General features: G+C 30.0%; 11 protein-coding genes. 2 read left to right on the forward strand and 9 right to left on the reverse strand.

Translation table 4 applies throughout. The features are described 5' to 3' along the window. Nucleotides 1-57 precede the first annotated feature (57 nt). The 5 genes from H3143_RS01960 to H3143_RS01980 form a co-directional block, all read right to left on the reverse strand. Nucleotides 58-2,142, reverse strand: coding sequence for an FIVAR domain-containing protein (locus H3143_RS01960; RefSeq protein WP_182078540.1), 2,085 nt, complete (start codon nucleotides 2,140-2,142; stop codon nucleotides 58-60). A gap of 1,024 nt (nucleotides 2,143-3,166) precedes the next feature. Continuing rightward, nucleotides 3,167-4,345 (reverse strand): DNA (cytosine-5-)-methyltransferase, encoded by a 1,179-nt coding sequence (gene dcm / locus H3143_RS01965; RefSeq protein WP_182078541.1) that lies wholly within the window; start codon nucleotides 4,343-4,345, stop codon nucleotides 3,167-3,169. 277 nt (nucleotides 4,346-4,622) lie between these two features. Then, nucleotides 4,623-5,297, reverse strand: a complete 675-nt coding sequence (locus tag H3143_RS01970) for a LemA family protein (protein WP_182078542.1) — start codon at nucleotides 5,295-5,297, stop codon at nucleotides 4,623-4,625. Nucleotides 5,298-5,303: 6 nt separating this feature from the next. Beyond that, a complete protein-coding gene (locus H3143_RS01975) occupies nucleotides 5,304-8,462 on the reverse strand; it encodes a putative sodium/potassium/calcium exchanger (RefSeq protein ID WP_182078543.1) in 3,159 nt (1,052 codons plus the stop codon). Between the two features lie 68 nt (nucleotides 8,463-8,530). After that, a complete protein-coding gene (locus H3143_RS01980; protein ID WP_182078544.1) occupies nucleotides 8,531-11,038 on the reverse strand; it encodes a hypothetical protein in 2,508 nt (835 codons plus the stop codon). A 70-nt stretch (nucleotides 11,039-11,108) separates the two neighbouring features. Between H3143_RS01980 and H3143_RS01985 the strand changes: the two genes are divergently transcribed. Continuing rightward, entirely contained in the window at nucleotides 11,109-11,936 is an 828-nt protein-coding gene (locus H3143_RS01985; protein WP_182078545.1) for a hypothetical protein, read from the forward strand. Nucleotides 11,937-11,965: 29 nt separating this feature from the next. Here the strand turns inward: H3143_RS01985 and H3143_RS01990 are convergent, their stop codons facing one another. Beyond that, nucleotides 11,966-12,193, reverse strand: a complete 228-nt coding sequence (locus H3143_RS01990; RefSeq protein WP_182078546.1) for a hypothetical protein — start codon at nucleotides 12,191-12,193, stop codon at nucleotides 11,966-11,968. A 763-nt stretch (nucleotides 12,194-12,956) separates the two neighbouring features. On the opposite strand from H3143_RS01990, the gene H3143_RS01995 reads away from it, so the two are divergent. Next, nucleotides 12,957-13,511, forward strand: coding sequence for a Bsp6I family type II restriction endonuclease (locus H3143_RS01995; protein WP_182078547.1), 555 nt, complete (start codon nucleotides 12,957-12,959; stop codon nucleotides 13,509-13,511). 43 nt (nucleotides 13,512-13,554) lie between these two features. Here H3143_RS01995 and H3143_RS02000 read toward each other — a convergent pair whose 3' ends face one another. From H3143_RS02000 to H3143_RS02015, 3 genes are all read right to left on the reverse strand, one after another. Then, on the reverse strand, nucleotides 13,555-14,715 hold the full coding sequence (locus tag H3143_RS02000) for a DNA cytosine methyltransferase (RefSeq protein WP_228444759.1): 1,161 nt from the start codon (nucleotides 14,713-14,715) through the stop codon (nucleotides 13,555-13,557). A gap of 307 nt (nucleotides 14,716-15,022) precedes the next feature. Continuing rightward, nucleotides 15,023-15,808, reverse strand: coding sequence for a 5'-methylthioadenosine/S-adenosylhomocysteine nucleosidase family protein (locus H3143_RS02010; protein ID WP_182078548.1), 786 nt, complete (start codon nucleotides 15,806-15,808; stop codon nucleotides 15,023-15,025). Beyond that, entirely contained in the window at nucleotides 15,765-16,856 is a 1,092-nt protein-coding gene (locus tag H3143_RS02015) for a nicotinate-nucleotide adenylyltransferase (RefSeq protein ID WP_182078549.1), read from the reverse strand. Before H3143_RS02015 ends, H3143_RS02010 begins: the two co-directional genes overlap by 44 nt.

Consider the following 16,856-nt stretch of genomic DNA (forward strand, 5'->3'; position numbering starts at 1 on the left):
AAGATGTTCATTAGATATGATTCGAATCAAATGCATATATTATTTTGAATTATTCTTTTATTGTCCTTGTTGAACATTGTTGTCAGCTGATGGATTATTTGTCGCATTCATCAATGTAAACGTTAGATTACCTAGAAATGGTGCATCACCCGCTGCAACACCTGGAACCCCATTAATAGTAATTTTGTTTAATCCTTGTTTTAAAGTAATAGTTTTTTGCATTTGTGAATTTGAACCATTCATAACAGTTGTAGTACTCATCTTAGTATCAAAACTGCCTAACGTGTTTCAATCTTTAGATTTCAAACCAGTTACTGTAACTTCACTTGTACTACTGCCTGTACCTATCGTTCCAGTTGAGAGTTTTAGATTTCTTGCGGTCATCGAACCATTTAAATATTGACCACTAATATAATAACTTCCATCTTGTGGAGCATTTACATAAACTGTAAATGTTCTACTAATATTAGTTTGATTAGGATTGGTCATATTATTTGGAAATTGTGATTGTCTGTTTTGAGTATTACCACTAAAACGAGGTTGTTGACCCCCAATTAATCCAACTAAATAAATAGGTTTATTATCAGTATCTAAATGCATAAATTGACGAATATATGTATTAGAACTAGTAGCTAGACTATATCCTTTTAATAGATCAACTGTAACAGATGATTGACTATCTTTTTGTGATTGAATGTTACCAAAAATACTATCATAAATTAGTTTTTTGTTTGTTTCATCATCAGATGAAGTTATGTACATATTACCAATCATAGGTGCAACTTTCATCATAGTTTCACCATTCATCTCTGGAACACTAAATTCAATCGTATTTAAATTGAATTTCAAATTAGATAAAGCGATTTTAGCAATCTTAATATCAGAAACTGTTGGAGCTTCAATCATCGAAGCAGTTACAGGCATTGCAGGATTAGCAGCACCTTCTGAAGAACCATCAGCTTCCTTTTCTTCTTCCTTCTCTTTAGATTCTTCTTCACCACCACCAGTAGATTGAGCACCAGCTGCCTGTTTAAAATCAATAGCTTTTGCTTCTCCACCATTCAACTTATATTGCAATGCAACATTACTTGCATCATCATTTTTAACTAACTTATAAGGGAAATATAAATAAGCTGTTGGTGAAGCTCCAAAATATCTAAAACTTAATGTATATTTAGCTCCAGCATTATTTAAGTTATAGATTCAAGAAACATCACTTAAAGGAATAGAGTTTTCTTCAGTAGTAGTTATAGGAGTTACTGTAGGATTACTATCAGGTGCAGTTCAAACTACTCTTTGAGCAAATGCTCAGTTAACATTAGGTACATCAACACTATAACCTACAAAGCTGTAGTTACCTGGTTGAACCATATCATTAGTATTAGTTACTCCAGTTAGATCTTTTTTAAGTAGAGTTTGTTTAACAAAACTTTTAACTAAATTGTCAGCGTTTTGTTTTCATGGAGTGTTTCTTGCAATTGCAGTAGCTAAAGGCATGCTAACTTCTTTAACTTTATTAAGTTCAGGAGAACTTCCTTCAACAGGAATTAAAGTAGCATGAACAATTGGTTTAGCTAATGTATATAACTTAACAATATTATCTTTAATAGCTTCATAATTTTCTTCTTTTACAGTATCTAATATAGTTGCTTCTTCTGCTAATGATTTTTTAAGAGAATTATATTCAGTAACTAAATCAGTATTAGCTGCATCAAAATCAGTTTTAGTTTTTTCAGCAGTTGCAATAGCTTCATCTAAAGTTGATTTAGCATCTTTAAGACTTTGTGCTGTTGAATCAGTTTTACCAAGAACTGCTTTAGCAGTAGTAAATGCATTCTTCAAAGTAACTTGAATTTTTGCATAGTCTGCATAAAGCGCAGTATTTTCAGCTTCAGAATCAACTAGTGTTGTTAATTGGTTTCTAGCTGATCTTAATTCTTGATCAGCATTATTCATCATGCCTTGGTTACTATTTGTATTAGCATTGCTACCAGACATGCCCATCATTGTGCCGCCAGGTTCAGTTCTAGAACTTGGGTTTTGTGTTGGACTAGATGCTTGAGAACAACTAGCAGCAGCTAACATCACAAATGAACCAATACCTAATAAACTAATAAACTTTAGAATGTTTTTTCTTTTCACTTAAAGTTAAACTTGATGAATCTATTTAAACATCAACCTTCATCAAGAACGAATATATAAAGTTCAATAAGTAATAAATCGGTTTGATTTTGACTTAGAGTGTTAGTTCATAACCCCTGAACATATAGGAGCTTCTTCTTCTTCTTCTTCTTCTATAAATAAAGGGTATTGCTCATTTCATAGAGAAGAACATTACTAAAACTTGCTTAATTATATAAAAAAAACACCAGAACTATTAATTCTGGTGCCAATAATTTTTCACAACTAATTCGTTCTTAGTTTTTTATTTCAACAATTAATACTTGTCTATTACATTAAGAATTTATCAAGATAAATCTTCCATTACCTAAATTTGGAGCGTTCCACTATCTTGAGCATCAAGAGTTACAATAATCATACTTAATCTTTCTACTAAGGTTATGTCTTTCTAGTAGTAGTATTAGTTATAACTTAGTAGCTTCTGTTGTTGTAGAAATATCAAAAGTTTTTGTCCTAAATAAATTACTTGTTACTATTTGTTTTGTAGCTACATTATTAGATAAAAATTTCGATAAAACAATTAAAAAAACGTTCAACAGTTCTAATTTATTGATATAAGTTATCAAGATTATTTCTGATAGCTAAAAACTTATCAAAACCTTAGTTGTTGGAAATGATATTTTTATGTAACGCTATTCTTAAAACTTTATGTGTAGTTAACTAATTTTACAACCCTCTAACCAGACCAAAACTACTAGATCTAGCTCATTTAGCATTAACAATAATAAAATCTAGTCCTGTTTAGTATCCTTAATTATTTGTAAAGATGCATCTGGATTGTCAAGAACAATTCTAGTTTCATAATACCCATCGTAATAAAGATAAATGAATCACAGACAGTTCTGTGACATATCAACAATTTCAGTTACAGAATCAACCGATGTTTTAAATCATTTCTAGCAGTATCTAGTTTTAAAACATCTGGTTTGCTCATCTCTTCATCACTCAAGTTACAAATCAATAACAACACTTAATTTTTTTATTATTAGCTACTTTTATTATTTTCTAACGTCGCAATAATTTGTTGTGCAATCGCTTTTATCACAGGTACACAAACAGAATTCCCAAATTGTTTGTATGCTTGAGTATCACTGACTGGGATAATGTAATTTTCAGGAAAACCTTGAAGTCTTGCTGCTTCTCTAGGAGTAATCTTGCGAGGATTTTTATTGTGTTGTTCAATTAAGATTTCACTACCGTCTTTATAATATCTAGCTGATAGCGTATTGGTATATTGACTATCCTTATTAAATAAAGAATATCCAAAACCATTGCCATTTTTATGATGCTGGATCTTTCTACGTTGATGTCCTAGTCATAAAGTATCAGAAATTGTATATTTATCACTTACATCATTTTCTAAAATTGATCCAACATTTGTTGTGTATTTAGTTGGAGTGGGCATAACAAAAGAGTTATAGTTAGGCACTTGTTTCTTATCAAAACCAACGATATAAATTCGTTCTCGATTTTGAGGGAAATTAAAGTCCCTAGCTTTAAAAAGTTGATATTCAACATAATAACCTAGTTGTGATAGCGTATCAATGATCGTTTTAAAAGTCTTACCTTTGTTGTGCGAAACTAAATTACGAACATTTTCTAATAGAAATGCTTTAGGTCTTTTATCATTTAAAATCCTTGCTATTTCAAAAAATAAAGTTCCTCTAGTATCTTCAAAACCCAACTTTTTACCGGCTTGACTAAAAGCTTGACAAGGAAAACCTCCCACTAATATATCATGGTTGGGTATACAACTAGAGTCTATTTTAGTGATATCCCCTGCTGGTATTTCACCAAAATTTGCTTTGTATGTTTTACAAGCAAATTTATCGATTTCACTTGAAAATATACAAGCAACTTTATTAGTTAGATGAAATCCTAATCTAGTACCACCAATTCCAGCAAACAAATCGATCATTCTATATGGTGCATTGCTTTTATTTGCAAATGGTATCTTTTCAGGGAAATTTAATATCGCTTCAAGCTCTAGTTTCGAGGGGTTGCTTTCTCCTTTTTCTCAACGTCTTATAGTTCTATCACCATATTTAGGTAGTCCGATTGCATCCGCAAGTTCTTTTTGAGTCATGTTTAATCGTTTTCTCTTTTCTCTTATAAGAGAAGAACTGTTAGAAGTTGTAAAATTAATTATATTTAACTTTGACATATTTATATCTCACACCTAATGCTTTGTGATAAATAAAGGATAAATTGTCCTCTTATTAACATTTATTATAAAAATATATAATATACAAAAAGTCACTACTAAGCACCTAAGACCTCTTCTTCTTTTTTGCTTCTTATAAGGATTTTGCTTACCCTTCTTGCCCCAAACAACTCAAAGCATAATTATTTACATAAAAAACACCAGAACTATTAATTCTGGTATTAATTTTTTTAACTATCTTCAAGACTTGTTCTAATTAATCAAACTAATCTTAATTCTATAAACTAGACAACCCGTCCATCTTCACATCTTGTTTAGCTTCAGCAGAAGCTACAAACAACGGTAAAGAATGACAGTTCATATTCTTAGCTTTAACTGAGATTGGAAAACTTACAATATCTTGGTTAAAGTCAGTTACTTTAGTATTATACAGTCTTCTACTAGCAGATAGTTCTGCTTCAATATACTGACTACTACTCATTAATTCAGCCACGATTGAAGATGACTTTAAATTAGGGTAGTTTTCAAAATGAACGTTGATATCTCTTGAGATTGAATTAATCAGATTTTCTGTATCATTCATCTTATCAACATCAGTTGAACTATTTGGTAATGAACGAAGTTTGGTAATGTTTTCTAAAGTATTTTTTTCAAACTTCATATAAGCTTTAGTTTGTTCTAATAGCTTTAATAAAGTATCTTTTCTTTTAACTAGATTGACATCAATTCCACTAGCAGCTTGATTGATCTCAGTTTGTTTAGTTCTTAAGCGATTACCTCATTGGTATCATTTTACTGTTAAAATGATGCCCCCAATGATCGTTAATCAAGCTAAGATAAATAAGATTCATCACAAGGCTATATCACCTGATGATGCTTGAGCTTTATACGTGGTATTATCCACGTTAGGATTAAAAGCTTCATTGTTTTGTTTTGTTGGATCTACTAACATATATGATTAATTTTCAAGTTGATTTAATTCTAATAAATTGTTTTTTAATTTTTTAATTGAGTTGAAAAATTCAGGTAAAGCTAAATCATTAGCTTGAGTACTATTAACAAAGATGAAGTACCCATCATCATTAGCTTGGACATGGATTTTATCCGTACAGTTATTCTGCAACTGATTCAAGATATCCAAATAAGCTACCTGATTTGGATCAAGCAGTACTTGATAAGGGTTTTGCATCTCAATACTGGTGTTAGGATGAAGATTGATCTTATCAAGATTAGATATTGGAATATTAGCTTTATGAGCTAATTCAAAGAACCCATTAGATTTTTTCTTACTAATAATGAAGTTGTTCTTATTAGTTCGATCTTTAGCTAAATAAAATACAGTCTTGTCTTCTTCTATTGGATAGTACCTTGTATAAGGTACTGGGATTGTTTGAGTACCCACATGAACCCCAGTTACTAGTACTAGATCAACTTCTTCTTGAGCTCCATATGACTTGTGAGCTAAATCATATCTTAAGAATTGATTATCGCGATCAAGTCGGTTGATTTCAAATCAAGCTTTTTTAGCTTGATCATATTGATTAAAGTTAATTAACCCTTCATAATACACTTTAGCTAATAAATAGCTATTACTTGGTTTATCTTTACTTGAGATATGATCTTCAAAATTACCTGAATTAGCAATCTTATAATTCCCATCTGAAGAATATCATTCACGATTAATCGCAGGTGATAATAAGAATGGGGTTACTTGTTCAGCAAAATCATAAAGGTAGTATTTAGCTACCATCTTAAAGATATCAACTAATTGATCTACTGTTTGTTTTTGATAAGCAACTAAATGTTTAAGATTGAACTCATTGATATTATAAGCGACATTAATATCTCAAGAACTGTATTGAGTTAGTGGACTGACTACAGTATTCTTCTTAACTTTTTTAGGAAGTGTTGTTAGTCCATCTAACTCATAATCAACATCAACATAATCATTGATTAAGAATCTACCAGTTTTAGTAAGATTAAACTTATGGTTTAATTCATCAGCTCACTTTAAGTAATCTTCTTGAGCTTTGATCGTAAAGAACTCTAGTAATTCAGTATTAATCTGATTATCATCGTTCGTTATTCTTAGTTTTTTTGAAAACTCTTTGTTTTCAAAATTGATGAAGTTTTTTATCTTAGTTTTATCAGTTTTAGTTTTTACATTAGTTGTAAAACTAAACCCTGGTTTGAAGTTGGTTTTTAAGATTTGGAAATGTCGGTCTTCTAAAAACGGGGTCGGTTCTTCATGATAAGCAACTAGTGTTTCATATTTTGTTACTGTTCTAGTACGAATAGCTCCATCTGATGTTGTGTATGTTTCAATATCTCTATAAGGAAATCGAACTGCATTTGAAGTTACTATAGGTCTTATTTCTTCATAAGTAGCTACACAATCTGTAATCTCAGTATTTTTATATTTGAAGTTAGCAGCACTGTGAAGAACAGTAAAATCGTTCATACAACTACTAATGAATTGATAAGTCTCTTGAGAACAATAATTACCATATCCTAGATTAAGTTTATTGGCAATAAACTTAATCATCTCATTAAAGTTTAGACGTGAAGCGAATTGAAGAGATAAGCCATGACTAGTAGTTCAGATTTGCTCTAATTCGTTTTTTCTTTGGTTTTCATAAGCGTCATACTCATTAATAATCTTTTTATTTTTTAAAAGGATTGGAATCAGTGCTAATCCAAAGATTAGAAAACACGAGATGATGATGAAAACATTTGCAACTTTACGACCCAAAATCTTTTGGGTCTTATAAAGGTTTTTAATGTTTGTTTCAATGATCTTAGATTCATCTACTAATACTTGTTGTTGCTTTAATGGTTGATGATTTTCATTAATGATCAGTTTAATGTAATCATCAAGTAAAGGATCAACTGAATCAACCACTTTTTGATAAAAGTTGTTGATTGGATCAACACTTACATCAGCAAAACTTAGATGATATTTATTATCTTCTGTTTGTTGATCGTTGTTATTAGTGTAGTTACTGAAAGCACTAGGAATTGGAAGTAATGAAATCGTAGATGGATCTAATAATTTTTTAATGCTTAGTGCAGCTCTTTCATCTAGTGCATGGATATCATTAGTTGTTGATTGTTGTTTTGATTTTGATGCAACTTTAGGGTCTTGAGGTTTTGGTTCAACATTTGAAACCAGAGCATTTGATTCCGTTTTTTGATCCTGAACATTTGATTCATCTTTTGAATTTTCAACATTAGTTGAACTAGTACTTACTTCTTCTTTAGAATCAATATTTTGATCTTCAACTTTGTTTTCAGTTTCTAGATCTTCTAAATTCTCTTCATCTTGTAGTTGATCTTTTTGAACTTGTTCACTATCAACAAGAACATCACTCTGTTCTTCTTGTTCTTCTTCGTCAACTATATCATTCTGATTAGAATCATTATTTGTTTGCTGATCCATGTTATCTTCAACTATCTGATCTTCAACTACATGATCCTGCTCTTCTTTTGATTCAACTTCTTGAATCTGAGAATCAGCTGTACTAGCTTCTACTTCATCTTCATATTGAGGCGCACTAATTACTACTTGATCTTCAGATAGAGGTGCACTAACTTCTACTTGACCTTCAGAATCATTTTCACTAGCTTCTACTTCGTTTTCAGAACCATTTGCTTGATCTTCTGCTTGCTCTTCAGAACCAGATGCATTAACTTCTAAGTCGTCTTCAGAATCATTTTCTTGATCTTCAGAATTCTTTTCACTAGCTTCTATTTCTTCTTTAGAATTAGCTTCTTGAACTATTACTTGATTTTCAGTTTCTGAATCTTCTGCTTCCTCTTTAGAATTAACTTCTTGATCTTCTACTTTCTCCTCCGCTTCAGAACTTTTCGCGCTATTCTCAGCCTCTTTAACCGGTTTACTCTCAACAGTCTTATTCTTCTTATTTTCTAATCGCTTTACTAAAGCGTTCTCAAGCAAGCTCATGTATACTAGATAATAATCATAAGTATAATCAAACTTTTCATCATCAAGCAATTGATGATGAGCTTTTTTGTCTTCTTCTATTTGATCTGAATAATAATTATCTAAAGCCAACTTCTTTTTTGGTGCATTTTCAGTTTCAACTTCTTTATTCATATCTGTAATTATCTTATCGACAGTATTGATATAATTTTAACTTAATAAAAATACCCTTCTTATAGTTCTTAACTCTTCACCACTTCTCTTAAATAGCTTGCTAAATAAGAACCCTGAATTGATTCTCAAAGCGGAATGACAATATTTTCATTATTATTAATCCCATTAATATATTGACTAAAGGTTTGATTTTTACCTACATCATCTCCAATCACAACATAAGTTGAACCATATAATTTACTAGTACTATCATAAGTACTATACTTATAAATCCCTTTTTTATCTAGATAATCAAGTCGATTACTATTATTAGATAGATTAATGTTGTTATTATCTATAGATAGATCACTATAAGCGTTGTTTCTATAAATCGTTTTATTATTATCACTAAAGTTTTGATCGATCCCTTTAGGAGAGATCACCCCTTTAGCAATAAAACCATTACCTACTTGGTTGATGATATCAACAGACACATTTAATTTAGATGGATCGATTAAATTATTAGTTCGACTATCTACATAAGGGCTTAGGTCGTATAGTAGTTTACCGTCACTATCGATTGGATCAGGAAAGGTCAAATGGTTATAGCCATTTGTAGATATATCAAAAGGAGAGATCTTTTTATTATTCTTGTTATAAACCCATACAATCTGTTCAGCCAACCCACTCTTTTCATTAATATTAGGCATAAAATCAGGGTTAGGATCATCATTAGATGGTTTTCTAATCCAGCTTGCTTGTCATTGATCTAATGGATATTTAGATGGATCTCAGTTTCGATAACTAATATTAGTATTAGGATATAGGGCTTTTATAATAAACTTAATCTTAAATAATAAGCTATAAGATCCATTCTTATTACCATAGATTTCAATCGTATATTCATTCGATTCACCTGCTTCATTCTTAGATTTAGTAGCAGGATCAAATATTAAGAAAGAATACTTACCATCTAATGAATCTAAGGTTTGATCATTAACCTTAACATCTTCATTAATCCCAGGTAGTGAGTAATACTCTAATCTAGTATTAGAATTAATAATTCAAGTCCCAAAATCAGGGAATTCTACCCTTTGATTAGGATTTTGTGGATATGGTTGTTGGTTTAGTGCTCTTCAAGGATTATTATTATTTAAATCGATTTGGGGGATAATGCTTAAACCTGTATTTGGGTTATAGCTTAATTTAGAATTATTAATCAATAACCGTTCTCAGACATTCTCAGCAAATTTTCTTGTTGTAAATTGTGCAGTAGAACTTAAATTAACCCTTATACGTTTTGTATATCGTTCTCACCCATCAGATGATGTTGTATAAAACGGTTTATACATGAAATTGACATCAACCGTGTTATTAGTATCATTGAATTTATTCAATGATCATCTAAACCAGTTGTTGTAATTAGATTGTAAATAATAACCTAATAGGTTTGCGTTTTGGTTGATTCTAGTATTAACAAGGTTGTTAATAGCAGTTTGGTTTCTACTTAAAACTGGTTCATTATTAACTTGTCCTGTTATTGTTGTATTAAAGATTCGATCAATGCTTGATCTTAGAGTGCTTGGTTCAATAATATTTCAACCTACTGGTTTTACTTCAATGGAAGATAGAGAAAAATTAATGGCTTCACCATTAAAAGCATAACGGTTTTGGTTACCGTCGTTTATTGTAGTTAATACTGGATTTAAATCAATTCTTAGTTTATTGTTAGAAGTTAAAGTCAAACTATAGTTAAGATTTAAGGCTAGTTTATCTTTTCTATCATTTTTGTATCCTGTTATAACTCGCCCGTCAAAATCAGTATTAATTCTATTGTTTCTTTTATAGTTTTTTCAATCTCAGGTTTGTGCATCTGTCCAACCGTATTCATGATCAACTATCAAATTATCACCATCATAACTTTCTCTATTCAAAAAATTGATTGAACCAGTTATAGGTACATTAACTCTTAAGTTATTTGGATCTATTTCAATTTTTTTAGTAATTGTATTTAATATGCCAAAAATATTCGTTGGTTGATTTAACGAAGCCCTTAAATTCAAAATAATTTGATAATTCTTATTGAAGCTTGAAGTAGGTAAATTTAAAAGATCACTATATGAATTAAGGCTACGCATTCTTATTTGACTTGGAGAAGCTATATATTGGGTTAATCCAGGTTCTCTATCAGTCAAACCAGATGGAAAAGGGTTTCTTGAATTGTAGAATGCATAACCAGTAAATGTATCTTTATTATTCGTAAAAAAGTTATCAAAATTACCTGGTCCTCCTCATATAGCGAGTTGTTGTCTTCTTCTTTGGATTATTCTTTTAGCCAAAAAAGCATTGTTGTAGGTATAGTAATAATCTCGACTAATAGTCCTATTAACGTTATAGTTACCATTAAAAATATAACCGTTATTCTTTCTAGTAGATGGGTTACTATACTCTACTAGTTTTTCAGATTTTAAAGCTTGCTCATAGTCTTTATTGATAACTGTTTTAGATTGATAAAAGTTTAAGTTAATTGTTGTTATTAAAACTAGAGAAATTAACAACAAAAATAAGCGAAAAATAAACCTTTTTAATTGATACATAAATTACCTTTTCTATAATTAAAATAGCGTAAAAATCATTAAAATATAGAGAGAATAAATAATAATGAAGATGTTTAAAAAATATAAGTTCGCAATTAATTTATTAGGATCGACTTTAGCTTTATTAACTCCTGGAATCTTATTAACTAGTTGTGCTAAACAAGCAGTAAATGACCAAAAAGAAGAAGAGATCCCTGAAACGTTTAAAGATCTAAAAAAAGAACCCTTTAGTGTTGTGGTTAAAAAAGCAGATTTAATGAACACAGAACTACCAGGAGCTGATACATCTGATGTAGATATTAATGTTGCTGATAATAAACTAGTATTAAGAAAACCTTTTTCACAAACTGACATACAAGCTCTAAAAGAATTTATTGCATCATATGAGAACAGAAAACCGTATGAACTATATAATTTCTTTTTTGGAGCTACGAACCAAGATGCCAGAAATGATTTCAAATCTGTTAAGAATGAAAATCAAATATTTTCATCAGAAACAAAAAGGGAAGAAATGGTTTCTGAAACAGAAAAAAGAGAAATTACTTATAAAGGTTTAACTATTGTTATTAATGGCATTGAATATCAAAGCTTTAATGATTTATTCACGGTTAAGAACAACAAACTTAAAGTTGTTGAACAAAATCCACCACTTAATCCAAATGCAGTCGTTTTTAAATCTCTTGATAATCAAAATGAAGCAATAGATTTTTGACCTAAGGATTATACATCATCTACTGAATCGAATGAATCACCAATTTCAATTGATGAGACTAATCACTCAATCATCTTTAATAATTTATTTCTCAACAAAACTCTTTTTACTGATAATGAAAAAACTGATACGGCAGTAAATTGAACAATTAATGTTGGCACCTTCACCCTTCTCAACGCCTTCTAATAAATCAACCCAAACCTATTTAAGTAAGACTATTTAATAGTCTTACTTTTATATTTAGTCTTAGTATCAATTGATTGATTCAACCACTCTTCATTGATCTCTAAATATGAAGGCATGATCACGTTTCTTACTTGCTTATCAACTAAATTATTAATTAGATAAGTAACTAATAATTTAGTTGAAGCTAATTCACAATACATTAATTCGATCAGTTCATTGAACTTATCTCAATAAAACTTGTTTTGTTCTAACCACATCTCTTTAAATAAAGATGTGATCTTATCTTTGTTTTCGTCTAATCATTCGTATTCAAACCTTTTATTCTCATTTAATAAAAAGCCCCTAATACAATGATTTAGTTCATCATTTAGTACAACTTTATGATTAGTTCTTTTGATGTTTTTCTTTCAGTCTTGATAAGCATCAAATAGGTATTGGTCATTAATTCGTATTGTGATATCAGGAGAAGTTGTTTTGTATTTGCGTTTTTTCTTCTTTTTTAGTTTATTAACGATTTGGTTTTGGGTGGGGTGTCAGGATTAGGTTTCAGACTCTAAGTTTTTAATAGCTAAAATACAAACCAAAAAAAATGAATAAAGCGACCTCTCTTTATCTCATTGATTTTTCTTAACAAGACCTTTAACCTTTACGATATAGTTTTGTTTAAGCCTAGTAAAAATTGTTGAAAAAAAATATTGATCAATCTTCTCAATTGACAAAATCTTTTGATTAGTTTCTTCATCAAACGATATCTGTATAAAACATTGATTTATGAAAGGATATTGTTTTTTGAATACGATAAATATCAAATAGTTTTATGCATATAATGATTAAAAAACATATGTTGAATTAAGCGGTATCAGTTCTTGTCTGATTTCGTTCACCAAATTTAGTTTGCTGCACTAAACGAAGTTTAATAACGCTCTTCGGTCTTTATACAAAAAGGTTTATTATTGCACATCGAAATTTGCTGGGTCACTGAAAAATCATAGATACAACAATAAACAAGAGAAGATAACGATGAAAGAATGCAAAGTAAGATTGAAATATGGAACAATCGTTACAGGAGATGAGTTTGATGAAGATGATTTCATGAAATTGAAAAGCATTTTTAAAAAATGGTTGGATATTAACACCGATTTAAAATCGCTTAAAGGTCGTGGTTTAAATGTTCCTGACGTTTTCAGTGAAGCCTTATTTTGCATAGCTTTTGATGCTGTTCGTACTAACAACGAACCTGACACACATTCTTATGATTGTGTCATCAAAGCTACTGGTCAAGGGGTTCAGGTTAAATCTACATCGATTCCTAATGATTGCACTTCATTTGGTCCAACATCTGTTTGAGATCTGTTATACTTTGTTGATTTTGCACCAAATGGTTATGTAGATGGTAATGTATATTTTTATGAAATTGATTCTGTTGATGTGTATGATTTAGTTGTAAACAAGAAAAAGAATGAAACTTTTTCAGATCAACAATCACAAGGAAGACGTCCTCGTTTTTCAATAAAATCTAGAATCATTAAAGAGAAGGATCTTAAACCAGTTAAGATAATAAACCTTATTGATTAGAGAAATACAGCTAGAATAAGAATTTTATTCTAGCTGATTGTTATTAGGTAATGGCTTTTAATATTTGTTCTGCTATAAGGGTAATTATTGGTACTGAAACTGCGTTTCCTGCTTGTTTATAAAGCTGACTATTTAGATACGCTTTCCCTTTGTAAGTTGTAGGCAAACTATATCCATTTCCAACAGGGAATCCTTGTAACTTGAACGTCTCAGAAGGGGTTATTTTTCTAATACCTTGTGGTGTAAGGATCAAGGGAACATTGTGTCCTCCCGTTCCCATGTTAGCAGTTAGAGTTGGACAAACATTTGATTGATTCTTTCTTACATACTGTCCTCTTCTAAGTTGGTAGAATTGATACATTTCTGTAATTGATTCAGTTAAATGGATTCGGATATTATTTTCATCTTCTAGTGAATTAAATTCCTTTTTAGAAATGAAGTAACGCGGATATTTATCTTTAGTGTAAAAATATGCCTTGTCTTCAATTGAATAATCAATTATTTTTTTAACATCTTCAGCTCTTTCATTGCTTCCTTTCTTCTTTTGAAAAGAAGTTAAGTTATCAAACATAGTAAACTGATCTGCGTCTTTCTTATTTAAAAAACCAATAATATATATACGTTCTCGATTTTGTGGCAAATCTGAATAAAACATTGTATTCATCACCATCTCTTTGATGATGTAACCACTTTCTTCAAGTTTAGTTTTAATAATTTGGTATGTTCTTCCTTGATCGTGAGCTTTTAGATTCTTAACATTTTCTAAAAAAAGAATTCTAGGTTTCTTTTTAAATTTTTTGTCGAGTTGATTGATTAAATCAATAAATGACATAAACAGATTTCCTCTATCATCATTAAAACCTTTTTGTTCACCAGCTATACTGAATGCTTGGCAAGGAAATCCCCCATTTAAAATGTCAATTGGTTCAGCTAAAATTTTCTCATGTAACTGTTTGTAGTATTCAATATTATCACTGTTTTCAGGGTGTAAAACCATATTTATATCACCCTGTAGTAGGGTGTGATCAAAATTTGTTCTATATGTTTCACACGCAAATTCATCGACTTCATTTGCCCAACTCATGACACATTCACCATCTTGATTTTTAGCATTCATAAATCCTAAACAGATTCCACCTACACCTGCAAATAAACTTCCGACTTTGTACTGTTTTTTCATATCAAGATTTTTATTAGTTTTCATGCTCATGAACTTTAAGAATAAGTTGATCATTAAGCTTGTCGTAATAGACTTTGAATTCGCTCTTTCCTTTTTCTAAATTTAGATTTTCTAGAATGTTATTTAACATTCGTATTCTCAAATCTTTCTGTAATACATAAGTATCAAGATATATTAATGCTCCATTATAGAATGAACCTTTAGCCTTATTTTAGACTAATTTAAGCCTAACCTAGGTCTATAATTTATTTTTTAATTTAAATTAACATTTAAATTTCGAATCCTTAAACGGAGTAATTCATCTACTTTATTTACGATTTTTTAATGAATCCTAACCCTTACGATCAAACTTCTCTTCAAATCATTTAAAGATCTTGTGATAAGCATGATTAACTAATTCATCGCGATTAACAAGATGTTCTTGATTGGTTTTTGAATCAACCACTTTAAACCGATAATCAACTTTATCTAGAACGTGCTCGCTAAATTCATCTGGTAACTTATCATGCAACTCATTTAGTTGAACATAATCTGATACAACTTTATAAACCTTGAGATTCTTAAAATTATTGATATGACACACTTGTGCAATCGCACAAGCTTCCATCTCGAATAGATCGATAGGTAAATCTATCTTTTTAATTATCTCTTGATAATTAAATTTACTAATAAAACTATCTGTACTAACACAAGTGTACTGTCCAGATTTTAGACTATAACTTACAGGTAATTTGGGAATCTGACCAAATTGATAATTAAAATAAGTCACATCAACATCACCATAAATTAGTTGATTAACTTCAACTAATTCAGCTGGTTTTAATTCGGGATTTAAACTTCCTGCTATTCCAATATTAATAATCTCTTTATAACAATTCTGATCAATAAGATGTTGAGTACAACTTGCTGCATTAGCTTTACCAATGCCACTGATCGCTAGATCAACATCACTTAATAGATCAGAACTATAAATAAAGATCGAATCTCGATCTTTATGATATTGATATTTTTTAATAATCGCTTCAACTTCGTCAGTCATTGCGACAACAATGACATAACGTTTTGATTTTCTATTACTCTTGTTTTTGACTAAGTTGAAGATATTTCCTAATTTCATCATGTGTTAATTCGAAGGCTTGATGAATGTTTTGAAAAGCCAAGGTCTTGGCTTTATTAATCTTAAAGTAATGATTAATATCTTGATTTACTCGTTCTGGTTCAAGTTTGTCAGCTAAATACACAATCTTATCAAGTGGGGTGGGGTCTTCACTAATAATCGTATGATAATAAACTGAATTAATTAATTCACGATCACTATAACCAAACATGTGTTCTAAGATTCAAGCTGCCACATATCCATGTAAAACCCGATAACCTAATTCTTTATTATAAGGTTCTGGGTTTATTTTAGGATCAAACTTGTTACGATAACTTAACATCGTTTGTTCATCTAATTCTTTAGCCAAATCATGATAACACCCTGCAACATATGCTTTTTGGGCTAAATTAGGATAATTGTATGAAGCAAACTTTCGTGCTAAATGACCCACTCTAATACAATGTTCAAATCGTTCTTCTGATTTTAAGAAATGTTTTAATCGATCATGGATATATAATCCATGCTCATTGATATATTCAAGGTTTTTATCACTAACACAACCTATAACATGAGTTCCATTTCTAATCTTAGTTGAAGAGATATCATAATTTTCACCTTCAATCTTTAAGAAATTAAATTTCTTAATGTTTTCATGATCAGCAAACTGATTGTCTCTTAGATAATACAACATTTGGCAATCTTTTGCCATAGTTTCTGCCTCATCTCACAGATGAAACTTTTCTAAATTATCACTACCAATTAAAAAGTATAATTGGGCGTTTTCAAACTTCTCTTTAAAGTATTTAACAGTAAGATAACTCTTTTCACTTTTGATATGAAGTTCATATCAATTACTATGAAACTTCTTATTAAGTTTTAAAATATTGTGAATCATCTTCTTACGATGAGTATCATCAATATTAAACTCAGGTTTAAAAGTTGATTTATATGTTGGAACAAAATAAATGCGATCCGCATCGATTTGTTCTAATGCTTTATTTGCAATATTGATATGACCATTATGAATTGGGTTAAAACTTCCACCAAATATGATTATCTTTTTCAT

The organism is Mycoplasma tullyi, assembly GCF_014068355.1.
GTDB classification, from domain to species: Bacteria; Bacillota_I; Bacilli_A; order Mycoplasmatales; family Mycoplasmoidaceae; genus Mycoplasmoides; species Mycoplasmoides tullyi.